At 68.4% G+C, this 21777-nt stretch carries 17 protein-coding genes and 1 tRNA gene; 15 read left to right on the forward strand and 3 right to left on the reverse strand.

Features of this window, described 5'->3' with window-relative positions; genetic code table 11:
* Nucleotides 1-38 precede the first annotated feature (38 nt).
* Together EYE40_RS00795 and EYE40_RS00800 are read left to right on the forward strand one after the other, a co-directional pair.
* A complete protein-coding gene (locus EYE40_RS00795) occupies nt 39-3269 on the forward strand; it encodes a lamin tail domain-containing metallophosphoesterase family protein (protein WP_130980161.1) in 3231 nt (1076 codons plus the stop codon).
* 99 nt (nt 3270-3368) lie between these two features.
* The gene (locus EYE40_RS00800) at nt 3369-8102 is read left to right on the forward strand and encodes a carboxypeptidase-like regulatory domain-containing protein (protein WP_130980162.1); all 4734 of its coding nucleotides are present in this window, start codon (nt 3369-3371) and stop codon (nt 8100-8102) included.
* Between the two features lie 15 nt (nt 8103-8117).
* Here EYE40_RS00800 and EYE40_RS15350 read toward each other — a convergent pair whose 3' ends face one another.
* Nucleotides 8118-8279 carry a hypothetical protein gene (locus EYE40_RS15350; protein WP_154071834.1) on the reverse strand — a complete coding sequence of 54 codons (162 nt, stop codon included), beginning with the start codon at nt 8277-8279 and terminating at the stop codon, nt 8118-8120.
* A gap of 118 nt (nt 8280-8397) precedes the next feature.
* Here EYE40_RS15350 and EYE40_RS00805 point away from each other — a divergent pair, with 118 nt between their 5' ends.
* From EYE40_RS00805 to EYE40_RS00815, 3 genes are read left to right on the forward strand one after another with little or no spacing between them, the layout of a single operon-like run.
* On the forward strand, nt 8398-9528 hold the full coding sequence (locus EYE40_RS00805; RefSeq protein WP_130980163.1) for a mannitol-1-phosphate 5-dehydrogenase: 1131 nt from the start codon (nt 8398-8400) through the stop codon (nt 9526-9528).
* 3 nt (nt 9529-9531) lie between these two features.
* On the forward strand, nt 9532-9927 hold the full coding sequence (locus EYE40_RS00810) for a hypothetical protein (RefSeq protein WP_130980164.1): 396 nt from the start codon (nt 9532-9534) through the stop codon (nt 9925-9927).
* Nucleotides 9924-10247 (forward strand): hypothetical protein, encoded by a 324-nt coding sequence (locus EYE40_RS00815; protein WP_130980165.1) that lies wholly within the window; start codon nt 9924-9926, stop codon nt 10245-10247. The genes EYE40_RS00810 and EYE40_RS00815 overlap by 4 nt, the downstream gene beginning before the upstream one ends.
* On the opposite strand, the gene EYE40_RS00820 is transcribed toward EYE40_RS00815, so the two are convergent.
* A complete protein-coding gene (locus tag EYE40_RS00820; protein WP_130980166.1) occupies nt 10244-10633 on the reverse strand; it encodes a DoxX family protein in 390 nt (129 codons plus the stop codon). The genes EYE40_RS00815 and EYE40_RS00820 overlap by 4 nt on opposite strands.
* A gap of 114 nt (nt 10634-10747) precedes the next feature.
* On the opposite strand from EYE40_RS00820, the gene serA reads away from it, so the two are divergent.
* Nucleotides 10748-12337 carry a phosphoglycerate dehydrogenase gene (serA, locus tag EYE40_RS00825; RefSeq protein ID WP_130980167.1) on the forward strand — a complete coding sequence of 530 codons (1590 nt, stop codon included), beginning with the start codon at nt 10748-10750 and terminating at the stop codon, nt 12335-12337.
* A gap of 146 nt (nt 12338-12483) precedes the next feature.
* Here the strand turns inward: serA and EYE40_RS00830 are convergent, their stop codons facing one another.
* The gene (locus EYE40_RS00830; RefSeq protein ID WP_130980168.1) at nt 12484-12747 is read right to left on the reverse strand and encodes a DUF6458 family protein; all 264 of its coding nucleotides are present in this window, start codon (nt 12745-12747) and stop codon (nt 12484-12486) included.
* A 105-nt stretch (nt 12748-12852) separates the two neighbouring features.
* Between EYE40_RS00830 and EYE40_RS00835 the strand changes: the two genes are divergently transcribed.
* The 9 genes from EYE40_RS00835 to EYE40_RS00875 all read left to right on the forward strand — a co-directional run bounded on the left by EYE40_RS00835 (nt 12853) and on the right by EYE40_RS00875 (nt 21766).
* The gene (locus EYE40_RS00835) at nt 12853-13908 is read left to right on the forward strand and encodes a 3-isopropylmalate dehydrogenase (RefSeq protein WP_130980169.1); all 1056 of its coding nucleotides are present in this window, start codon (nt 12853-12855) and stop codon (nt 13906-13908) included.
* 47 nt (nt 13909-13955) lie between these two features.
* A complete protein-coding gene (locus EYE40_RS00840) occupies nt 13956-15068 on the forward strand; it encodes a branched-chain amino acid aminotransferase (RefSeq protein ID WP_130980170.1) in 1113 nt (370 codons plus the stop codon).
* Nucleotides 15065-15835, forward strand: a complete 771-nt coding sequence (locus tag EYE40_RS00845) for a fumarylacetoacetate hydrolase family protein (RefSeq protein ID WP_130980171.1) — start codon at nt 15065-15067, stop codon at nt 15833-15835. The genes EYE40_RS00840 and EYE40_RS00845 overlap by 4 nt, the downstream gene beginning before the upstream one ends.
* 2 nt (nt 15836-15837) lie before the next feature.
* Nucleotides 15838-17067: an MFS transporter gene (locus tag EYE40_RS00850; RefSeq protein ID WP_130980172.1), complete on the forward strand. Its 1230-nt coding sequence runs from the start codon at nt 15838-15840 to the stop codon at nt 17065-17067.
* Nucleotides 17064-18044, forward strand: a complete 981-nt coding sequence (locus EYE40_RS00855; protein ID WP_130980173.1) for a YeiH family protein — start codon at nt 17064-17066, stop codon at nt 18042-18044. Before EYE40_RS00850 ends, EYE40_RS00855 begins: the two co-directional genes overlap by 4 nt.
* A 40-nt stretch (nt 18045-18084) precedes the next feature.
* Nucleotides 18085-19572, forward strand: a complete 1488-nt coding sequence (gltX, locus tag EYE40_RS00860; RefSeq protein WP_130980174.1) for a glutamate--tRNA ligase — start codon at nt 18085-18087, stop codon at nt 19570-19572.
* An 11-nt stretch (nt 19573-19583) separates the two neighbouring features.
* Nucleotides 19584-20465, forward strand: coding sequence for an NAD(P)/FAD-dependent oxidoreductase (locus EYE40_RS00865; protein WP_130980175.1), 882 nt, complete (start codon nt 19584-19586; stop codon nt 20463-20465).
* Entirely contained in the window at nt 20462-21664 is a 1203-nt protein-coding gene (locus EYE40_RS00870) for an MFS transporter (protein WP_130980176.1), read from the forward strand. The genes EYE40_RS00865 and EYE40_RS00870 overlap by 4 nt, the downstream gene beginning before the upstream one ends.
* A gap of 30 nt (nt 21665-21694) precedes the next feature.
* A tRNA-Gln gene (locus EYE40_RS00875) sits at nt 21695-21766 on the forward strand.
* Nucleotides 21767-21777 lie beyond the last annotated feature (11 nt).

Genomic DNA, 21777 nt, shown 5'->3' on the forward strand with positions numbered 1-21777 from the left:
GCCACACTCGGTTCACGCGGCCCCCGCACGCTTGACGCGTGATCCGCACCGCGCTCGTCGCCCTGTTGGTTGGAACCACCGTCCTGTCGGGAGGTCCGCCGGCTCAGGCGACGGGCGGGGGCGGACACGGCACCGTGCTCATCAACGAGATAGCCAACGGCGGGCAGCGGTCAGATTCCGACTCGTTCTTCGAGCTGCGCAACTGGGGCGACGACGCCGTCGACCTGACCGGCTGGAGCGTCTACCGCTGCAGCGCGATGGGGCTGCGGGCGAACACGGGACGCACCGAGGGTGAGCTGGCTGGCGTCATCCTGAAGCCGGGTGAGATCTTCACGTTCAGCAAGGTCGGCATGGCCGGCGACCAACACACCACGCAGCCGTTCTCGAGCGAGGGCGTGGGCCTGTGGCTCGAAAACCCCGAGGGGGAGCGCGTCGACGCCGTCGCCGTCTACCCGAACGAGCCGTGGCAGACCCAGACCGAGTGCACCTTCGGCCGCAACCTTCCGAACAGCCTCGACTTCTCGCTCGGCGAGAGTTGGCAGCGGGTGGCCGCGACCGGCGACCAGGCTGCGGACTTCGTGAAGGCTCCCGCGACGATCGCCGGGAGGAATGCAACACGAGGGCAGCCGCGGGCGAGCTCCAACGTGGTCATCTCCGAGCTGACCGGTGCCGGCCCCGACGGCCCGAACGACGACTTCGTCGAGCTGCAGAACACCGGAACGGTCGACGAGAACATCTCCGGCTGGCAGCTGTTCCGCTGTACGGCCGAGGGGCGGCTGCGCGAGAACACGCGGCAGCTGGTCGTCGAGAACGGCACCGTGCTTCGGCCGGGGGAGCGCTGGGTTGCTGCATCACAAAGCTATCGGGGCCGGGTGGATGCCACGTACCGTACGCCCCTCGCGAACATCGAGTTCGGCGTGCTGCTGCGGACGTCCGACGACCGGCTGGTCGACCGCGTGAGTGTTGCCACCCAGGCGGACAGCGCGTGCCAGGACGGCGACGACAAGCTCCCCGCGGTGCTCGACGCGGTCGCGGGGGAGTCGCACCAGCGCACCGCCGACGGTTTCATCATCGCGCCGCGCACACCCGGCCGCGCCAACGCCACGATCGCGAACAGTATTCTCGCGCGACACCTGCGCTACCCGGCCACCCGCGGGGTCGCCCTGAGCGAGATCGGGACCGATCCGGCCCCCGCCGGACAGTTGCCCGGGATGCGCCAGCGCAACTTCATCGAACTGTCCAACTTCGGGGCGACTCGCGTCGATATCGGAGGCTGGACGCTGAGGCGCTGCGAGCTGACCGGCTCGCGGAGTCCCGACCTGCAGGCGACCGTCCCTGCAGGCACCGTGCTCGAGCCCGGCAAGACCTGGCTCGCCGCGCGCGCCGGTACCGACGAAGCGGGCAACGCCGACGCGACCTACGACACTGCGCTCAACTTTCTCGGAGCGGGTATCTGGGTGGAGGACGCTCGCGGCATCCGGGTCGACAGTGCGGGCATCTACGCGGCGAACGAGATGGACTCGAGCAACGTCACCGACAGCCCGTGCACGAAGGGCGTCGCGCTGACCACCTACGGGGTCGACCGTATGCTCGGCGAGACGTTCCAACGCACCGCGTTCACGGGCGATGACGCTACGGACTTCGTGGCGGCGAAGTCCACCCCGGGCAGCGCCGCGCTCGTCGAAGCCGCCGAGCCCATCACCGCCGCCCAGCCGCTCGAGATCGAGGGTGCGACGGTTCGCCCCGTCTCGGTGGCCGAGCAGAAGCCGCTGCCCGCGACCGACGGCGCCGCCCGCGTGATCGAGGCGTGGGCCGGCGCGTCAGACGGGCCCCTGGTGAAGCGCACCGGCCCGGGCGAACGTCGGCTCGACGCGAGCAAGCCGGTCGACGCGATCGACGACGGCTGGCTCTCGCCCTACCAGCGCCTCGTCATCGACGCGACGAAACTGAGAATGGGCTCGTCAGTGGTGTGGCGCGGCTCGAGCGTCGCGCGCAACGAGCTGCAGCTGTCGGTGTGGGACTGGAGTGCTTCGACCTGGCGCCTCCTCGATGCCGGCTCGGGCGCGGGACTGTCGCTCGGCGGGGTTCTGGGGAGCGGGGACATCCGGGCTCAGAGGGTGACGCTGCTTGTGCAGGACGGGCCACGCATCGAAGCGACCCTTCTCGATGGCCGCGATGGCGCGCTCGCCGCCCCCGAGGACTACGACTTCGCGATCTCGCACCTCACCGACACCCAGTACCTCTCGGAGAGCTATCCCGAGGTCTACGCGGGCGTCGTTGGCTGGATCGCCCAGAATGCCGACGACCGCAAGATCGCCTTCGCGACCCACACCGGCGACCTCGTGCAGAACTGGGTGGACCCCGACCAGAACGAGGTGCGCGCACGTCGCGAGTTCGAGACCGCATCGAAGATGCAAGCGGTTCTGGATGCCGCTCGCGTTCCCAACAGCGTGCTCCCCGGCAACCACGACAACAAGCGGGGTGTCGACGACAGCCTGTTCAACGAGTACTTCGGCCCGGAGCGCTACGCGGGCACTGAGTGGTACGGCGGATCCATCGCGCCGGACGATAACTCGGCCAACTTCTCCACCTTCGAGCGCGGTGGCGCACGGTTCCTGATGCTGTCGCTGCCCTACGCCTACGGCGAGCGGGAGATCGCCTGGGCCGAGCAGGTGGTGACCTCGCATCCCGGCCACAATGTCGTGATCTCCACGCACGAGCACGTCACGCCGAAGACCGAGTTTGAGAAGGCGCACCGCTCGTCGACCTCGCGCTGGGTATCGCGCGGGCAGGAGCTGTGGGACCGTGTGATCGCCCCCAACCGCAACGTGACGGTCGTGCTTTCCGGCCACTTCCACGGCATCGGATCCCTCGTCACCGAGAACGCCGGCGACATCGAGGGCCACACGGTCGTCGAGCTGCTCGCCGACTACCAGGAGTTCCGCACGCACACGGGGGAGCGGGCGACCGGCTTCCAGCGCCTGCTGCAGCTCGACCTCGACGCGGGCACCATCGCGGTCGACACCTTCTCGGTGCGCCTCGCCGCGAATGCGAGCCACGAGTACGACTACAAGCAGTTCGTGGCCGACAACGGCACCCCGCTCTCCGCGTCCAATGCGCGTCCGTGGCGCATCATCGAGTCCGGCCTGCAGGGTCGCTATTCAGCCACGGATGACGAGTTCCAGGCACGCGTCACCTTCCAGCACCCGAAGCGGGTGCACACCGCAGCACTCGAGGTCGGCGCGGTGGCGGCCGCCAGCTCGCGGTAGTTAACGAATAACCCCCTCCCTACCAGAACCCGCCGAGGAATAGATTTGCCCTCGAATGTGGCAACCGGCGCGTGACCGGTGGCCCTGGGGGTTGTAGTTATGACGAAGTTGCTGCCGGCCCGCGCCCTCGGCGCGGGTGCCATCGCCGTTGTGCTCGCGCTGCTGGCCGCGCTGCTGAGCCCCGTCGCGGCGAGTGCCGCAGTTTCGGGAAGTGTTGCCGGGGTCGTGACGCTAAGCACCGGCGCCGTCGGAAAAGGCGTGAGTGTGCAGCTTGTTGCAATCGCGGGAGACGGCAGCGATCTCGCCCGCCATGTTTCTCAAAGGGTGACCACCGCGTCTGGAGCCTTCAGTATTCCGGGCGTCGCGCCGGGCGAGTACACCCTCGAGTTCGGGGCTCTTTCGGGGCACGGGATGCAGTTTCTTGGGGGAGCCACAACAATCGCGGCGGCCGACACGTTCACCGTCAGCGAGAACCGGACGAGCTACCTGCGCGCCGGACTGGTCGCGCCGGGCACCCTCTCCGTGTCGGTGAAGGGGCTCACCAACACGGCAGTCGCGGGTGTGAGCGTCACGGCCTTCGCGCGCAATGACCGCGACGAGTGGACGGCACGCGGCTCAGCGGTGACGGGCAAGACCGGCGTCGCGGGCCTCGCTCTCACCCCCGGCCAATACCGGTTGTATGCGAGAGGTGCGGCCTTCCCGCCCGTCTACTCGGGTGGTGTGCAGACCCTGCTGCAGGCGACGGAGGTTCGCGTCACCCGTGGCCTCGCTACGAGCTTTGCCTTCACCGCACCGACGACGGGCGGGGTCAGCGGCACCGTTGCCGGGCTGCACGACGGCGTTGCCGTGCCGAAACTCGCCGGGATCCCGGTGACCGTGCTGCGCCTCGTCGGCACCCCGGGCAACTACAACTTCGCGACCTCCGTCACTTCGACGGTGACGGGACCGACCGGCGTTTTCACGGCGACAGGACTTCTGCCCGGTGTCGACTACACCCTGCGATTCGATCCGCCGCAGAAGACCGTAGCGGGGGTTCCCCTCGACCCCCGCTACGGAACCACGCTTCTCGGGGGAACCAACCTCCTGTGGGAGGCGAACCATTTCACGGTCACGGCCGGAGCTGTGCAGTCCGTGGGCACACAGACCCTGACCGAGGCCGGCAGCGTCACGGGCACGGTTCTCGAGTACCCGGGATTCCTTCCCGCGGCGAACGTTCCCATCTTCGCCCGCAGAACCTACGACGGAAATTCCGCCCAGCTTCCCGGTACCGAACTCACCCGCACCGCCGCCGATGGCACCTTCACGGTCGGTGGGCTCGGTGAAGGCATCTGGGCGATCCAGGCCGGCTCCTCGGCGGAGGAGGTTCGGCTCTCGACGACGCTCAACGGCAACCGGTATCCGGCGATCACCACCGTCACCGTTGTCGCGGGGCAGTCGACGCCGCTCGGCAGCAGTCTTTTCGCCACGGCGGTCAACGCAGGCAACGAGCCCGCCCTGTTCACGCCGACAACCGTCACCGGCACCGCACAGGTCGGCCAGACCCTCACGGCTGTGCCGCCCGTCTACAAGGAACCGGTCAGCGACACGGAGTTCTTCAGCGCGCCGACCCTCGCCGTATGGCTGCGCAACGGTCGGGCCATCCCCGGGGCGATCGGCACCAGCTACACGCTCACCGGCGCGGACGCGGGGGCGCAGGTCTCGGCCCGCATCCACCACTTCTTCACGACTCGGCCCTGGCAGAGCTCGGACTCGGCGCCGGTCACGGTGGCGACCGGCGCAGCGCCCGCGGTGATCACACCGCCGGCCTTTACCACGGCGAGGAAGGTCGGCACGCCGATCGTCGCCACCGCCGGCACTTACTCCCTGCCCGGAACCACCGTGGGATACGAGTGGTGCGTCGACACCAACGACAACGGGGACTGCGACGGGGCCATTCTCGGCACCGGGACGTCGTACACGCCCTCCTCGGCCCAGCAGGGAGCCGAAATGCTGGTTCGCGTCACGGCGTCGCGCGCCGGGTACACATCGACGATCGGCTCGTACTATATCGGCGTCATCGGGCAGGGCACGCTGACCGTGGTGAAGCTGCCCTCGGTGACCAGGAAGGGCACGGTGTTGACGGCCAGCCCCGGAACGTGGTCGGCCCTCGGCTCGAACTTCTCGTACGCATGGAGCATCTTCGACCCGGCGGCGCAGGCCTGGGTCGGACTGGGCGTGAGCGCCTCCTCGCTCAACGTCAAGCCGTACGCGGGACGTGCGCTGCGGGTGCTCGTGACGGCGACGCAGGGCGGCTTCGTTTCGGGAACATCACAGGTCACCGCGCAGGTCGGTACGGCGGGTGCTCCGACCGGAGCCACCACCCTGCCCGCGACCGTGTCCCCGTCGACGCTCACCGCACCCGTGCCGGTCTGGTCGTCGGACACCAACTCGAGCGACACCACCGTCAACTGGCAGTGGCAGTACCTGAAGGGCAAGAAATGGTTGGCGCTCGCGGGCAGGACCGCGGCGACGCTCGTGGTACCCGACTCGTACATCGGTCGCTCGCTTCGAGTGGTCGTCACCGCGCGCACCGCGGGTTTCGCGCCCCGGGTTCTCACCACGAACGCGAGCGTCGTGGTGCGTCATCCCGCACCTGATGTACCTCTGAATGTGACGGGCGCCGGCTCGGCGGCCGTCGGAAAGCCGCTCACGGCAGCCCCCGGATCGTGGACGGTGCCCGGTGTCGCCACGACCTACAGCTGGCAGTCGCGCGCGACCGGCGGTGTGTGGACGACCATTGCCGCGGCGAAATCCGCGAGCTATACCCCCACCGAAGTCGACTTCGGTCGGGAGCTGCGCGTGATCGTGCACGGCACAAAACTGAACTACGCCCCGGCGAGCGTCGTCGGTGGAGCTGGCGTCGTCGGCAACGGCAGCCTGCACATCAAGGTGCCGGGCGAGATCAGCACTGAGGGTGACGTCTACCGGTTGACCCTGCCGACCTTCGTCGAGGGCGCGGCGACCCTGACCTCGGTGCAGTGGTCTGCGAACCAGCCTGGGGGATCCACGATTGCCGTTCCCGGAACGGGGCTGACCGTGCCTGCCGCCGGACTCGAGAGCCGCCAGGTTCTCGCCTTCGTCACAATGAGTCGACCGAAGTACGGCAACGACCAGACCTGGGTCGTCGGCACCTCGCCGGCCTGGCTCTCGATGTCGAGCCCCGGAACTCTCACCGTTCCCGGCGGTGCTATCCGCGTCGGCCAGGCGCTCAGCGTCGGCGGTGCGACCTTCACGGGTGTGCAGCCCGCCGCCGTCAGCTACCAGTGGGCATACAGCGACGCCGGCTCGTACAAGAACATCCCCGGCGCGGTCAACCCGACCTACACCCCGGCGCGCGCCTACGTCGGTCGCACCCTCGCCGTGTACGTGTACGGGCACCGTGAGGGCTACAACAGCTCGGGTTCCATTGTCGAAACGGATGTCGTAGCTCCGGGCTTCGGGCTCAACCCCGGACTCGATCCGGTTCTGGGCGTCGACGCCGTGGTCGGTGTGCCGATCACAGCCACCCCGGGCGGCACGTGGTCGGAACCCGCCAGCTTCGCCTATGAGTGGAAGCGCGGCTCGACGGTCATCAGCAGCAAGGCCACCTACACCCCTGTGCCGTCCGATCAGGGCCAGACGCTCACGGTCACCGTGACGGGATCCGTGCCGGGTCTCGCGAGCGCGCTGCGCGGTGGTTCGACCGTTGTGCAGCCCGGTACCTTCGTCGCCACCAAAAAACCCGTCGTCAGCAAGAAGGGCACGGTTCTCTCCGTCTCCGCGCCGACCTGGTCGAAGAAGCCGACAGCCGTCGTCACCTCGTGGAACATCTACGACCGAGCCACCGGCATCGCGACGGTGGTGACGGCACCGAAGCTCAACGTGGCCGCGCACGCGGGCAAACGCATCACCGTCACCCTCACGGCGCAATTGGCGGGCTATGCCGCAGCGACGAAGACGGTCGCCGCGCAGACCGGCAGGGGAGCCGCGTTCCTGTCGGGCATCGGAGCCGAGCTCATCGCCGATGCAGCAGTCGCCTCGGCGGCCACCGTCGCGAACCCGATGTTCTGGGACCTCGACGCCGTCACCACCGGTTATCAGTGGACCCGCAATGGCAAGGCCATCCCCGGCGCCACCGGTGTCCTCTACCCCTTCACCGTGGCTGACACGGGAGCCACGGTTGCCGTGCAGATCACCAAGGGCTCCCCGGGTTACGCGACGACCAGCCGGTCCTTCGCGCTGCCGTACCGCATCCCGTCGATCACACCACTGGTGGCGACCGCTCGGCCCGTTGTATCGGGAACGGCCGTGGTCGACGGCAAGCTGTCCGCGACCACGGGCAGCTGGAACAGCCCGGGCACCAGCCACTCCTACCAGTGGTTCACAGCGGATGGCGGGGCTCTCGCCATCGCGGGTGCGACGGGCTCCACCTTCTCTCCCACCCCCGAGCTCGCCGGCGCAAGCGTCTTTGTGCGGGTGACCGCGTCGAAGCCCTACTTCACGCCGGTTGTAGCCGAGAGCAACCGTGTGGCCATCGACTACGGAACCGCTCCGACGCCCGCGAAGCTGGCGAGCATCTCGCGCCTGGGTGGCACCTTCACCGCGGGTCTCGGCGCGCTTCCGCCCGGGTTCACCGTCTCCGTGCGGTGGTTCACGGTGAGCGGGGGAGCGGCCAGCCCGATCACCGGTGCGACGGGAGTGACCCACACAACGACAGCCGTAGACCTGGGAACGACCTACCGTGCGGTGTTCACGGCGACGCGGATCGGATACCGGCCGGCGACCTTCGCGACGGCGGACGTGCTGTTGAACTAGCGGAGGTGCCGCTGGCTAGCGGTCGAGAAGCTGCAGAATGGCCCAGCCGATCGCGGCCCACAGTGCGAGGGACAGCACCACGGCGACGGCGAAGGCGCGCAGGCGGTGGGCGTTGGCGCGGGGTGCGTAGTCGGCACGGATGCCGGCGGTGGTGCCCTCGCGCAGGTCTGTCGTCATCCTCCCATTGTGCGGGTGCGGCATAAAACGTTCCATGCCCCTCTTCGGGTGGCAGGCATTCCTGCGTTCGGCGTGGTACACGGCGCTGGGGTGACCCATCCGCGCTTAGAATTCAGGCATGACGAAGACGGCAGTGCACTTCGGTGCCGGCAACATCGGGCGCGGCTTTGTCGCGCAGTTCCTGCACGCGAGCGGCTACGAAGTGGTCTTCGCCGATGTCAGCGAGGAGCTGATCGGCGCGCTCCAGTCGCAGTCGAGCTACGAGGTCATCGAGGTCGGCGAGAACGCGAAGACGCACGTCGTCGACGGCTACCGCGCCATCAACTCCAAGTCGCACGAGGCCGACGTCATCGCCGAGATCGCCAAAGCGGACATCGTCACAACCGCCGTCGGTGCCCGCATCCTCCGCTTCGTCGCCCCCGTCATCGCGGCCGGCCTCGCCGCCCGTGCCGCTGACGCCGCACCGCTCGTGATCATCGCGTGCGAGAACGCCATCAACGGCACCGACCTACTGGCCACTGAGGTGCGCGCGCTCGGCCCGGTCGACCACGCCGTCTTCGCGAACTGCGCCATCGACCGCATCGTGCCCGAACAGCACGGTGGGCTGGATGTCACGATCGAGTCGTTCTTCGAGTGGGTCGTGGACCGCACGCCGTTCAAGGGTGAAACCCCCGACATCTTCGGCGTGACCTGGGTCGACGACCTCGCACCGTTCATCGAGCGCAAGCTGTTCACCGTCAACACGGCCCACGCCGCTGCCGCCTACCACGGCATCGACCGCGGCTGGGTGTCGATCCGCGAGGCGCTTGCGACCCCCGAGCTGCAGGCTGAAGTGCGCGCCGTGCTCGAGGAGACCAAGACCCTGCTCGTGAAGAAGCACGGATTCCTGCCCGACGAGCAACAGAAATACATCGAGAAGACCCTCGTGCGCATCTCCAACCCGCACCTGCCCGACACCTGCGAGCGCGTCGGACGCAACCCTCTGCGCAAGCTCAGCCGCAACGAGCGGTTCATCGGGCCCGCCGCCCAGTTGGCGGAGCTCGGGCTGCCGGCCTGGGACCTGCTCAACGCGATGGGCGCAGCCCTTCGCTTCGATGTTCCCGACGACACGGAGAGCGTCGAACTGCAGGCCCTGCTCGCGAGCGGCACACCCGCGGTCGAGATCGCTGCCACCATCTCGGGGCTCGAGCCGCAGCATCCTCTTTTCCCGCACCTCGTCGAGGTCGTCGAACTGCGTCTCGCCCGCTGACCCATGGCTGTGGATGACGACGAGGCGGCCTTCCGCTGGGACGGCGACGAGCCTGATCCCGTGGAGAAGGCTCCCCGCGGCGCGGTAGCGGCTGAGTCGACCAACGCACCGACCAGCTCGTTCCTGCTGGTGAGCTACGGAATCCTCGCGGGCGCCTACCTGCTCTTCACCATCGGCTGGGCGATCGCCGTCGCGCGCAGCCCATCCCCGGCCCAGACCGTGCTCGACGAGGTCATGTACCAGTTCGGCGAGTTCCTCGCCATCGCGGCGGCCCCTCTCTGGTTTGCTGCGGTGTTCGTGCTCGCCCGAGGTGTTCGGCCGGCCGTAAGACTCATACTGCTGCTGGTGGGCGCGATAGTTCTCGTGCCCTGGCCTTTCCTGCTGGGAGGCGCGGTATGACCGACGAGACCGTGGAAGCGAAGAAGCGCTTCGGCTGGCTGACGATAGCCGTGATCGTGCTGTTCGGCCTGCTCTACGCCTATGACGTGTGGGAGGCCATCGGCAATCTCCTGCAATTCCCACAGGTGTACGTCGATCAGGCGGATGTGCCGTGGTGGCTCCTCATCGCGAACCTGGCGCTGCCCGTGCTGTTGTTCGGGCTTGCGCTGTGGCTCGGATGGAAGCGCTCGTTCATCGACAAGGTGCTGCTCTTCTTCGTAGGACTGTCCGTCGTCGCCGTGCTGACCTTCGACATCTACCGGTTCATCCTGTTCGTCTAAAGCACCGTCACTACGAGCGCCGCGATCAGCGCGACCTGCCCTGCGAGCCGCGGCCAGAACGGGATGGCGAGCGAGCGGAACGTCTCCTTGTGCTGCGAGGCGTAGACGTTTGCCGGAAATACCGCCACGAGGAACACGATCAGCGCGATGACCGCCGCGAGCCGGGTCTGCGGCACCAGAAGTCCGATGCCGCCCAGCACCTCGCACACGCCCGTGAAGTAAACGAGGTTCAGGGGGCGGAGCAAGCCCTCACGCCGCAGGTAGGGCGGGATCATCTTCGCCATGATCTTCGCGGGACCCGGGCGGAAGTGGTTGATCCCCATCCCGATGAAGACCGCGGCGAGCGCGATGGTGAGGATCAGTTGGGCGAGCGCCGGTGCATCCATCGCATCATTCTCGCAGCGGGACGTAACCCGGCGGGCCGCGCCTCACCACTGGACTAAACTCGCAGGGTCGCGTCACGCGCGGCGAACCCCCGCCTCACACAGAAGGAACGATTCGTGGCCAAGCCGATCGTGCTCATCGCAGAAGAACTCTCACCCGCGACAGTCGAGGCCCTCGGCCCAGACTTCGACATCCGCAACATCGACGGCACCGACCGTGCCGTGCTGCTCGCGGAGCTGCCGGAGGCGAGCGCGATCCTGATCCGCTCCGCGACCAACGTGGATGCAGAGGCGATCGCCGTCGCGAAGAACCTCAAGGTCATCGCGCGCGCGGGAGTGGGCCTCGACAACGTCGACATCCCGGCCGCGACCAATGCCGGAGTCATGGTCGTCAACGCGCCGACCTCCAACATCATCTCCGCGGCCGAGCTGACGGTCGGCCACATCCTGAGCCTCGCGCGTCACATTCCGGCCGCCCACGCGTCGCTCGCCGCCGGCACCTGGAAGCGCTCCAAGTACACCGGTGTCGAGCTGTACGAGAAGACGGTCGGCATCATCGGCCTCGGCCGCATCGGCGCGCTGATCACCGCACGCCTGCAGGCCTTCGGCGTGAACGTCGTCGCCTACGACCCCTACATCACGAGCGCTCGCGCGCAGCAGCTCGGCGTCACCCTGCTCAGCCTCGAGGAGCTGCTCGCGCAGTCCGACTTCATCTCGATCCATATGCCCAAGACACCCGAGACGACCGGCATGATCTCCACGGCCCAGTTCTCGCTCATGAAGCCCACGGCGTTCATCGTCAACGTGGCTCGCGGTGGACTGATCGATGAGGATGCGCTCTACGCGGCAGTCAAATCCGGCCGGATCGCGGGCGCGGGCCTCGACGTGTTCGTCAACGAACCGCCGCTGGGATCCCCCCTGCTCGAGCTCGACAACGTGGTACTCACGCCCCACCTCGGCGCCTCCACGGACGAGGCCCAGGAGAAGGCCGGCGTCTCCGTCGCCCGCTCGGTGCGCCTCGCCCTCGGCGGCGAGCTCGTGCCCGACGCCGTCAACGTCGCCGGAGGCGTCATCGACCCGCTCGTGCGCCCCGGCATCCCGCTCATGGAGAAGCTCGGCCAGGTGTTCGCCGGCCTCGCCGACAGCCCCGTCACGAGCGTCGACGTCGAGGTGCGCGGCGAGATCGCCGAACTCGACGTCAGCGTGCTCAAGCTGGCCGCGCTCAAAGGCCTGTTCTCGAACACGGTCAGCGAGTCGGTCAGCTACGTCAACGCGCCCCTGCTCGCCGAGCAGCGCGGTGTCACGGTGCGCCTGCTCACCGAGTCGGCCAGCGAGGAATACCGCAACCTGCTCACCATCTCGGGCGCCCTGAGCGACGGATCGCAGATTTCGGTGTCCGGCACGCTCACCGGCACCAAGCAGATCGAGAAGATCGTCGAGATCAACGGCTACGACGTGGAGCTGCCGATCCCACAGCACCTCATCGTCATGGTCTACACCGACCGACCCGGCATCGTCGCGGTCTATGGCAAGGAGTTCGGCGACGCGTCGATCAACATCGCCGGAATGCAGATCGCCCGCCGCGAGGCGGGTGGCCAGGCGCTCAGCGTGCTGACCGTCGACCAGCCCGTTCCCGAGGGTCTTCTCGAGAAGGTGCGCCTTGCGATCGATGCCGACCTCCTGCGCGAGATCGACATCACGCAGTAGCCCTTTCGCGCTGGTTCGGGGAGCGCGGGCATCCCGAACGCGCTGGTGACGAACACAATAAAGAAGCCAGGCTCTCGAGAGAGCCTGGCTTCTTCGTTCGCGGGGAAATTATCTGCCCGATATCCCCGCGAGCATGGGGGTCGTCGCTAGGCGACGGGGCCGTCGTTGGTGGTGCTGGTGGAGCGCTGGGCGACGTTCTCGCCGCTGGCGGGGTCAACGGCCGAGCGGACGGTCGTGACCGACTGGCGCTTGCGCGTTGCGAGGATGATGCCGATGACTGTCACGATCGCTCCGGCGGCCATCAGGATCTGGCCGATCAGAACGAGGTTCACGCCTGGGACCTGGAAACTCGTGGCGAAGGTTAGGATCGCGCCGATGACCAGCAGGACTATTCCGGTTCCTATACTCATGGGAAACATCGTGGCACGGGGCACCCTCGAAAGGGGGTGTCCGCCAGCAGGCTCACAGGCAGCACTCAGAAAGAGCCGAGGGCGGCAACCCAGTAATCTGGAGCCATGCCCAGCAGCCCCCGCACAGTCTCCCTCGCAGTCATTCCCGGCGACGGGATCGGCCCCGAGGTCATCGCCGAAGCGCTCAAGGTCGTCCGCGCAGCTGCTCCCGAGGGCGTGACCTTCGACACCACCGAGTACCCGTTCGGCGCCGCACACTTCATCGCGACGGGGGAGATCCTGTCCGATGAGAACATCGACTCGCTCAAGCAGCACGACGCGATCCTGCTCGGCGCTGTCGGTGGCGATCCTCGGGATGCCCGCCTCACGGGTGGGATCATCGAACGAGGCCTGCTGCTCAAGCTCCGTTTCGCGCTCGACCATTACGTGAACCTGCGTCCGACGGCGCTGTTCCCCGGTATCCAGTCACCGCTGCGGGAGCCCGGACTCGTGGACTTCGTCGTCGTGCGGGAAGGCACGGAGGGTCCCTACGTGGGCAACGGTGGGGGCATCCGGATCGATACGCCGGCGGAGGTCGCGAACGAGGTCTCGGTGAATACGGCGTTCGGTGTTGAGCGTCTTGTGCGCTTCGGTTTCGCAACGGCCCAGTCGCGCCCGGCGAAGAAGCTCACCCTCGTGCACAAGACGAACGTGCTCGTGCACGCGGGCGGCCTGTGGCAGCGCATCGTCAACCGCGTCGCCCTTGAGTTCCCGGATGTCGCCGTCGACTACCAGCACGTCGACGCCGCGACTATCCACCTGGTCACAAATCCGAGTAGGTTTGACACCATCGTCACGGACAACCTCTTCGGCGACATCCTCACCGATCTCGCTGCCGCAATCAGCGGCGGCATCGGACTGGCGGCCTCCGGCAACATCAACCCGGACGGAACCTTCCCGAGCATGTTCGAGCCGGTCCACGGATCCGCGCCCGACATCGCCGGCCAGCAGCTCGCCGACCCCACCGCGGCGATCCTGTCTGTTGCACTCCTGTTCGATCACCTCGGACTGGCGGATGCAGCGGCGCGGGTTCGTGCGGCGGTGTCAGTCGACCTTGCCGCCCGAGGAGACAGCGCACGCAGCACCGCCGCCATCGGCGATGCCATTGCCGGAGCCCTGTAACCGCCCCACACGTAAGCTTGACAGCAGCCTCGATAGAAAGCCGCACCATGACGAACCTCCTCCAGATGGCCCAGCGCGACCTCACCTTCAGCGTGGCCCGCAACGAGAACCCGAAGAGCGAGGAGGAGCGCAACGCGATCCTCGCCGACCCCGGGTTCGGCAAGAACTTCACCGACCACATGGTCGACATCTGCTGGTCGGAGCACGGCGGCTGGCACCGCCCCCGCGTGCAGCCCTACGGCCCGATCGCGCTCGACCCGGCCGCTGCCGTGCTGCACTACGCGCAGGAGATCTTCGAGGGTCTGAAGGCCTACCGTCACGCCGACGGCTCGGTCTGGTCGTTCCGCCCCGAGGCGAACGCCGCGCGTATGCAGCGCTCCGCGAAGCGCCTCGCGCTGCCCGAGCTTCCGACCGAGTACTTCATCGACTCGCTCAAGCAGCTTCTCGCGGTGGATGCCGACTGGGTGCCGTCCGCACCCGAGACGAGCCTCTACCTACGACCCTTTATGTTCGCGAAGGAGGCGTTCCTCGGGGTGCGCGCCGCGAAGAAGGTCAACTACTACGTGATCGCCAGCCCGGCGGGCGCCTACTTCACCGGTGGTGTTGCCCCCGTGTCGATCTGGCTGTCGACCGACTACGCGCGTGCGGGCAAGGGCGGAACGGGTGCCGCGAAGACGGGCGGCAACTACGCGTCCTCGCTGCTCGCCCAGCAGGAGGCAGCCGAGAACGGCTGCGCCCAGGTGCTGTTCCTCGACTCGGCCGAGGGCAAGTACGTGGAGGAGCTCGGCGGCATGAACGTGGTGCTCGTCTACAAGGACGGCACACTCGTCACCCCGAAGTCCGATTCGATCCTCGAGGGCATCACGCGTGACTCGATCCTCGATCTCGCCCGCGACAGGGGGCACAAGGTCGAGGAGCGACGAGTGAGCATCGACGAGTGGCGCGAGGGTGTGGCATCCGGCGACATCGTCGAGATGTTCGCCTGCGGCACCGCAGCGGTGGTCACGCCGATCAGCCAGATCAAGGGTGCCGAGTTCACGATCGGATCGGCGGATGCCGAGGCCGGACCGCTCACCATGTCGCTGCGCGAGGAGCTGACCGATATCCAGTACGGGCGTCGCGAAGACACCCGCGGCTGGATGGTTCGGCTAGACGCATGAAGGTAGCGCGTTTTTCCCAGCAGGGCGGCGACCCCCGCTTCGGCATCGTCGACGGCGACGACCTCGTGGTGCTCGCCGGCGACCCGATGTTCGCGGGCTTTCAACCGCTCGAGGAGCGTGTTCCGATCGCGGACGTCAAGCTGTTGGCGCCCGTCATCCCGCGCTCGAAGGTGGTCTGCGTCGGCCTCAACTATTCGGCGCACGCCGCCGACATGGGCGACCAGGGACACAAGGCCCCGCTGATCTTCCTCAAGCCGAACACCGCGGTGGTCGGCCCCGGTGACGCGATCCAGCTTCCGGTCGGCGTTGGCAAGATCGTGCACGAGGGCGAGCTGGTCGTAGTGATCGGCAAGATCGCGAAGCAGGTGAAGGCCGCGGACTACGCGGACTACGTCTTCGGCTACACGATCGGCAACGACGTCTCGGCGCGCGACCTGATGGCGACCGACGGGCAGTGGGCGCGGGCCAAGGGCTTCGACACGTTCGCCCCGATCGGCCCGTACATCGAGACGGAGCTCGACGCGCAGAACGTCGAGATCACGACCTTCGTCGACGGTGAACCGCGCCGCAAGGGCAACACGAGCGAGATGATCCACAGCATCCCCGAGATCATCGAGTTCGTCTCCGACGTCTGGACGCTCCTGCCCGGCGACATCATCATGACCGGTACGCCCGCGGGTCTCGGCGGCTTCCTCGACGGTCAGACCGTCGAGATCACGATCGAGGGCATCGGCACGCTCAGCAATCCCGCGCGCGACCGCGCATAGCAATGTCGGCACTGGATGCCCGCGCCCGGGTTCGGGCCGTGCACCGTCGAACCCTGCTCGCGCTGGTCGCGTGCCAGATCCTGGGCGGACTGGGGTTCGGTGCGACGGTGTCGATGGGATCCTTGCTCTTCGCCGAGCTGTCGGGCACACCTGCGCTCTCGGGCATGGCCTCGACCATGAGCACGCTGGGTGCAGCGCTGGCCGCGATCCCGCTGGCCCGCCTCGCGCAGCGTTCGGGACGCCGCCTCTCGCTCAGCACGGGCGCGGCCCTGGCTGCGGTCGGGGCGACTCTCACGGTGCTCGCGGCGGCGGTCCCCTCGCTTCCCCTGTTGTTCGTGGGCATCGCGTTCATCGGCATGGGTAACGCCGCCAACCTGCAGGCGCGTTTTGCGGCGACGGACCTCGCGGCTCCCGAGCACCGCGGCCGCGACCTCTCCGTCGTGGTCTGGTCGACGACGATCGGCGCCGTGGTGGGTCCGAACCTGCTCGAGCCGGGGGAGGCGCTCGGCTTCGCCCTCGGCCTTCCGCACCTCACCGGTCCGTTTGTGCTCACGCTGCTCACCCAGTTGGTCGCCGTGGTCGTGTACCTCACGGTGCTGCGCCCCGACCCGCTACTGCTCGCGAACGAGCTGAGCCTCACCGCGACGAAGACGACGGCCGAGTCGGACGGCAAGCCGCGCCGGTTCTACATCTTCGCGGTGGTCGCCGTCTCGTGCAGTCACGCGGTCATGGTGGCGATCATGGCGATGACGCCCGTGCACCTCACCGAGCACGGGGCGTCGCTCACCCTCGTCGGCATCACGATCAGCCTGCATGTCGCCGGCATGTTCGCTCTCTCCCCGGTCTTCGGAATCCTCGCCGACCGCCTGGGCAAGGTGCAGACCGTGCTCATCGGCCAGGGGCTGCTCGCCCTCGGTGTGCTGGCCACCGCGCTCGGCTCCGACTCGCACCTGTGGGTGACGGTGGGGCTCGCGCTCGTGGGGCTCGGATGGAGCGCGGCGACCATCGCGGGATCCGCGCTCGTGACCGAGTCCACTCCCTCCGCACTGCGCACGCGCAACCAGGGCCGCAACGATCTCGTGATGAGTCTTGCGGGCGCGACCGGTGGAGCGCTCGCGGGCCCGGTGCTCGCGGCATCCGGATACCCGGGTCTCTCGATCGCGGGCGGCGTGCTCGTCGCCGTGGTGGTCGTGGCGAGCCTGGTGCTGCGCTCTCGCCGCGACCTCGCATGACCCGCGCCGCCTGGCTTCCCGGCCTCGCGGTCGCGCTTGCCGCAGCGGGCGCGGGCTACATCGTTCATCTCGTCGTCCCCGTCGTGCCGTGGCTCACCGTGGCTCTTGTCCTCGGTGTGATCACGGGATGCGTTCCGCGCGCGCGAGTCGCCCTCGACGGTGCGCTCAGGCCGGGGCTTGCCGTGGCATCCCGGCGCCCGCTGCGGGTGGGTATCGTGCTGCTCGGGCTGAAGCTCAGCCTTGAGGCGATCGCCGCCCTCGGCTGGGTCGCGATTCTCGGCATCGTGGTGCTCGTGCTGCTCTCGTTCGGCCTGACCTGGCTCGTCGCCAAAGCGTTCCGGCTGGGCGGCGACCAGCCGCTGCTGCTCGCGGCGGGCTTCAGCATCTGCGGGGTCTCCGCGGTGGGCGCGATGGCGGCGGCGCGTGGATCCTCGGAGAAGGACACCGGGCCGCCCATCGCCCTCGTCACGCTGCTCGGAACCGCGGCGATCGTTGTGCTGCCGGCCCTCGCACCGCTGCTCGGGCTGGACGCGGTCGACTTCGGCCGCTGGACGGGCGCGAGTGTGCACGACGTCGGGCAGGTCGTCGCGACGGCGCAGGTCGCGGGCGCGGCCGCGCTCGCCGCGGCTGTCGTCATCAAGCTGACCCGCGTGCTGATGCTCGCCCCGATCGTTGCCGTAGCCGCCCTCACGGCACCGGCGCGGCAAGACGGCACGAAGCGACCGCCGATCGTGCCGCTGTTCATCGTGGGCTTCATCGCGATGGTGCTCGTGCGCAGCGTCCTGCCAGTGCCGGAAGCCGTGTTGGCGATCGCCGACCTGCTGCAGTCGGTGCTGCTCGCTGCCGCGCTGTTCGCGATCGGTGCATCGCTGCGCCTCGAGACCCTCGCCCGAAGCGGTGCCCGCACGGTGGGTGCGGGCGTGGTCTCGTGGCTGCTCATCCTCGGCCTCGCGCTCGCCCTCGTGCACCTCAGCTGAACTCGGGATGCGCGGGTCGTCGCCGGTAAGATTGCTCGCGATGTCTACTCCTACCTTCAGCACCGCGACCGGCGCCGACGTGCGCGTGCGCTTCTGCCCCTCGCCGACCGGAACCCCGCACGTCGGGCTCATCCGCACCGCCCTGTTCAACTGGGCCTACGCGCGTCACACGGGTGGCAAGCTCGTGTTCCGCATAGAGGACACCGACGCCGCACGCGACAGCGAGGAGAGCTACGAGCAGCTGCTCGACGCGCTCCGCTGGCTGAACATCGACTGGGACGAGGGCGTGGACGTCGGCGGCCCGCACGGCCCGTACCGCCAGTCGCAGCGCACCGACATCTACCTCGGCGTCATCGAGCAGCTCAAGGCCTCGGGCCACCTGTACGAGAGCTTCGCGACCGGCGAAGAGATCGAGGCCCGTAACGTGGCCAACGGTCGCGATCCCAAGCAGGGCTACGACAACTTCGAGCGCGAGCTGACCGCCGAGCAGGTTGCCGCCTACAAGGCCGACGGCCGCGAGCCCGCCCTGCGCCTGCGCGTGCCGGATACCGACCTCAGCTTCGACGACCTCGTGCGCGGCGAGATCACCTTCCCCGCGGGATCGTTCACCGACTTCGTCGTCGTTCGCCCCAACGGCGCCCCGCTGTACACCTTCGTGAACCCGGTCGACGACGCGCTCATGGGTGTCACCCACGTGCTCCGCGGCGAGGACCTGCTCTCGTCGACGCCGCGACAGATCGCGCTGTACACGGCACTCATCGAGGTCGGGGTGGCGAACGTCATCCCGCGCTTCGGACATCTGCCGTACGTGATGGGGGAGGGCAACAAGAAGCTCTCGAAGCGTGACCCCGAGGCGAACCTGTTCCACCACCGCGACCGCGGGTTCATCCCCGAGGGTCTCATCAACTACCTCGCCCTGCTCGGCTGGTCGCTCACGCACGACCGCGACGTGTTCTCGATCGACGAGATGGTCGCCGCGTTCGACGTGGTCGACGTCAACCCGAATCCCGCGCGCTTCGACCAGAAGAAGGCCGAGTCGCTGAACGGCGACCACATCCGACTGCTGCCGGTCGAGGAGTTCACGGCCCGCCTGGTGCCGTACCTGAGTGACTCGGGCTTCGAGGCGGGCAACGCCCAGCACGAGCACCTGCTGGCAGGCATCGCGCCCTACGTGCAGGAGCGCATGCAGCTGCTCGGTGAGGCGGGCGGCCTGCTGGCCTTCCTGTTCACGTCGGATGACGCTCTCGAGTTTGACGCCGACGCCCTCCCCGGTAATGGAGCAGTCGACGTGCTCGACGCCTCGATCGCAGCGCTCGAGCAGCTCGCGGAGTGGGGGCACGACGAGATCGAGGCAACCCTGCGCGCCGCGCTCATCGACGGGCTCGGCCTCAAGCCCCGCAACGCGTTCGGCCCGCTGCGCACCGGCATCTCCGGAAAGCGCATCAGCCCGCCGCTGTTCGAGTCGATGGAGCTGCTGGGCAAGGAGTCGTCGCTCGCGCGACTCGCGAGACTGCGCGCCGTGCTGTGACGGAGCGGCCTGTGACCGAGCAGTTCGACGTCGTCGTCATCGGCGCCGGCCCCGCGGGGCTGAGCGCCGCGCTCAACCTCGTGCGCGCCCGCCGGAAGGTGCTTGTGCTCGACAGCAACCGTCCGCGCAATGCGGCGACGTTCGCCTCGCACGGCTTTGTCACGCGGGACGGCATCTCGCCGCTCGAGCTGCGCCGCCTCGGCCGCGAGGAGCTCGAGGCCTACGAGGGTGCCACCTTCGCGAAGGCCGTGGTGAGCGCCATCGAGCCCGGCTTCGTGGTGACCGCCGGGGCCTCGTACCAAGCCAGCGCCGTGGTCATCGCGACGGGTCTCACCGAGAAGTTCCCCGCCCTGCCGAGCCTGCGCACGTTCTACGGCACCAGCATCCACAGCTGCGTGGAATGCGACGCCTACGAGTACGCCGACGCCCCCATAGCCCTCATCGGCGAGACGGACGACCTGGCCGAGCGCGCGCTGCTGATCTCCCAGTGGAGCCGCGACCTCATCGTCTTCACCAACGCTGTGGGTCGGATAACCGCCGACGAGGAGACCCGGCTCGCTGAACGGGGCGTGAGCGTCGATCGACGTGCAGTGGCCGATGTCGCGGGAGACCGGGACGGCCTCAGCGGGATCGTGTTGGCCGACGGGGACGTCATCCCTCGCAGCGCGGCATTCGTGCGGCCGATGTACTCGACCAACCTGGGTTACGCGGCATCCCTCGGGCTCGCGACGACGGCCGAGGGCTGGCTCGAGATCGACGACTCCGGACGCACGAGTGTGCCCGGCGTGTACGCCGCGGGCGACTCGACCGCGCCCGGACCGCAGCAGCTCATCGTCGCGGCCGGTGCCGGCGCGCGCGTGGCGTCCGCGGTCAATCGCGACCTGCTCGCGTGACGTCACCGCTGGGCAGCGTTCTCCGCACGCCGCACACGGTCTACCTGCTCGTCACCTCGCTCGTCGGTCGCCTGCCTACGGCGATGGCGGCGCTCGCCATCGTGCAGCTCGTGCGCCTTCAGGGCGGCGACTTCGCGCTCGCAGGCTCCATGACCGCGGTCTACGTGGTCGCGGGGGCGATCGGCCAGCCGCTGCTCGGCCGCTGGATCGACTCGGCTGGGCAGACCCTCGTGCTGGTCGTTTCCGGCGTGGCGGGTGCCGCGGGCTTCGTCGTTATGGCCGCCAGCACAGCGGATGCCCCGGCTCTCGGCCTCGCCGGCGCCCTGCTGTCCGGGCTCGCCACGGCACCGCTCGAGCCCGCGCTGCGATCCCTCTGGCCGAGGCTGGTGCCGGATGGCCCGCAACTCAAGGCCGCCTTCAGCCTCGACGCCGGAGCCCAGGAGCTCGTCTTCATCGCCGGCCCCCTGCTCACCGTGCTGGGTATCACCGCCTTCGGCGCCACGGGCAACCTGCTCTTCGCCGCAGCCCTCGGGCTCGGCGGCACGCTCGCGTTCGCCCTCGACCGGTTCTCCCGCACGATGGAGCCGGTGGCTGTGGAGTCGGGACCGCGCCGGTCGCCCGTTCGCGACGGCGTCTTCCGCCGGGTGGTGCTGTTCCAATTCGGGGTCGGCTTTCCGCTCGGCATGATCACCATCGCCGTCACGGCCTACGGGGAACAGCGCGGACTGCCGGAACTGGCGGGCTGGGCGCTCTCTGCGAACGCCGTTGGTGCGCTCATCGGGGCCACGGTCTCAGCGCTGCGCCCCTCGGCACTGCCGCCGTACCGCCTGCTGGCCGGCTACGGCGCGCTGCTCGCGCTCGGCTACCTGCCACTCGCCCTATTCGGGGCGCCGGAGATCGTCTGGGTGCTGCTCGCTGTGCTCGCCGGGGTCATGCTGCCGCCCACCCTCGCCCAGGTCTTCGAGTTCGTGCAGAAGATCACGCGGCCGCAGGAGCTCACTGAGGCGAACGCGTGGGCGGTGTCCGCCATCAACGTGGGCGCGGCGGGCGGCACGGTCGCTGCGGGACTGATCGCGGAAGTCGCGGGCGGGACATCCATTCTCTGGATGGTTCTGACGGCGGTCACGGTCACCGCAGCGTGCTCGCTCGCGGTACTGCCGGGGCGCGTTTCGCGAGTGCCGATAGATGCGCTAAAGTAGACAGTCGGCCCGGGCTTAGCCCGGAACCGGTGGGGTATGGTGTAATTGGCAACACGGAAGATTCTGATTCTTTTGTTCTTGGTTCGAGTCCAGGTACCCCAGCTTTCCTGACA

Origin of the sequence: Glaciihabitans arcticus, from assembly GCF_004310685.1 — a bacterium.
Lineage (GTDB): Bacteria > Actinomycetota > Actinomycetes > Actinomycetales > Microbacteriaceae > Conyzicola > Conyzicola arctica.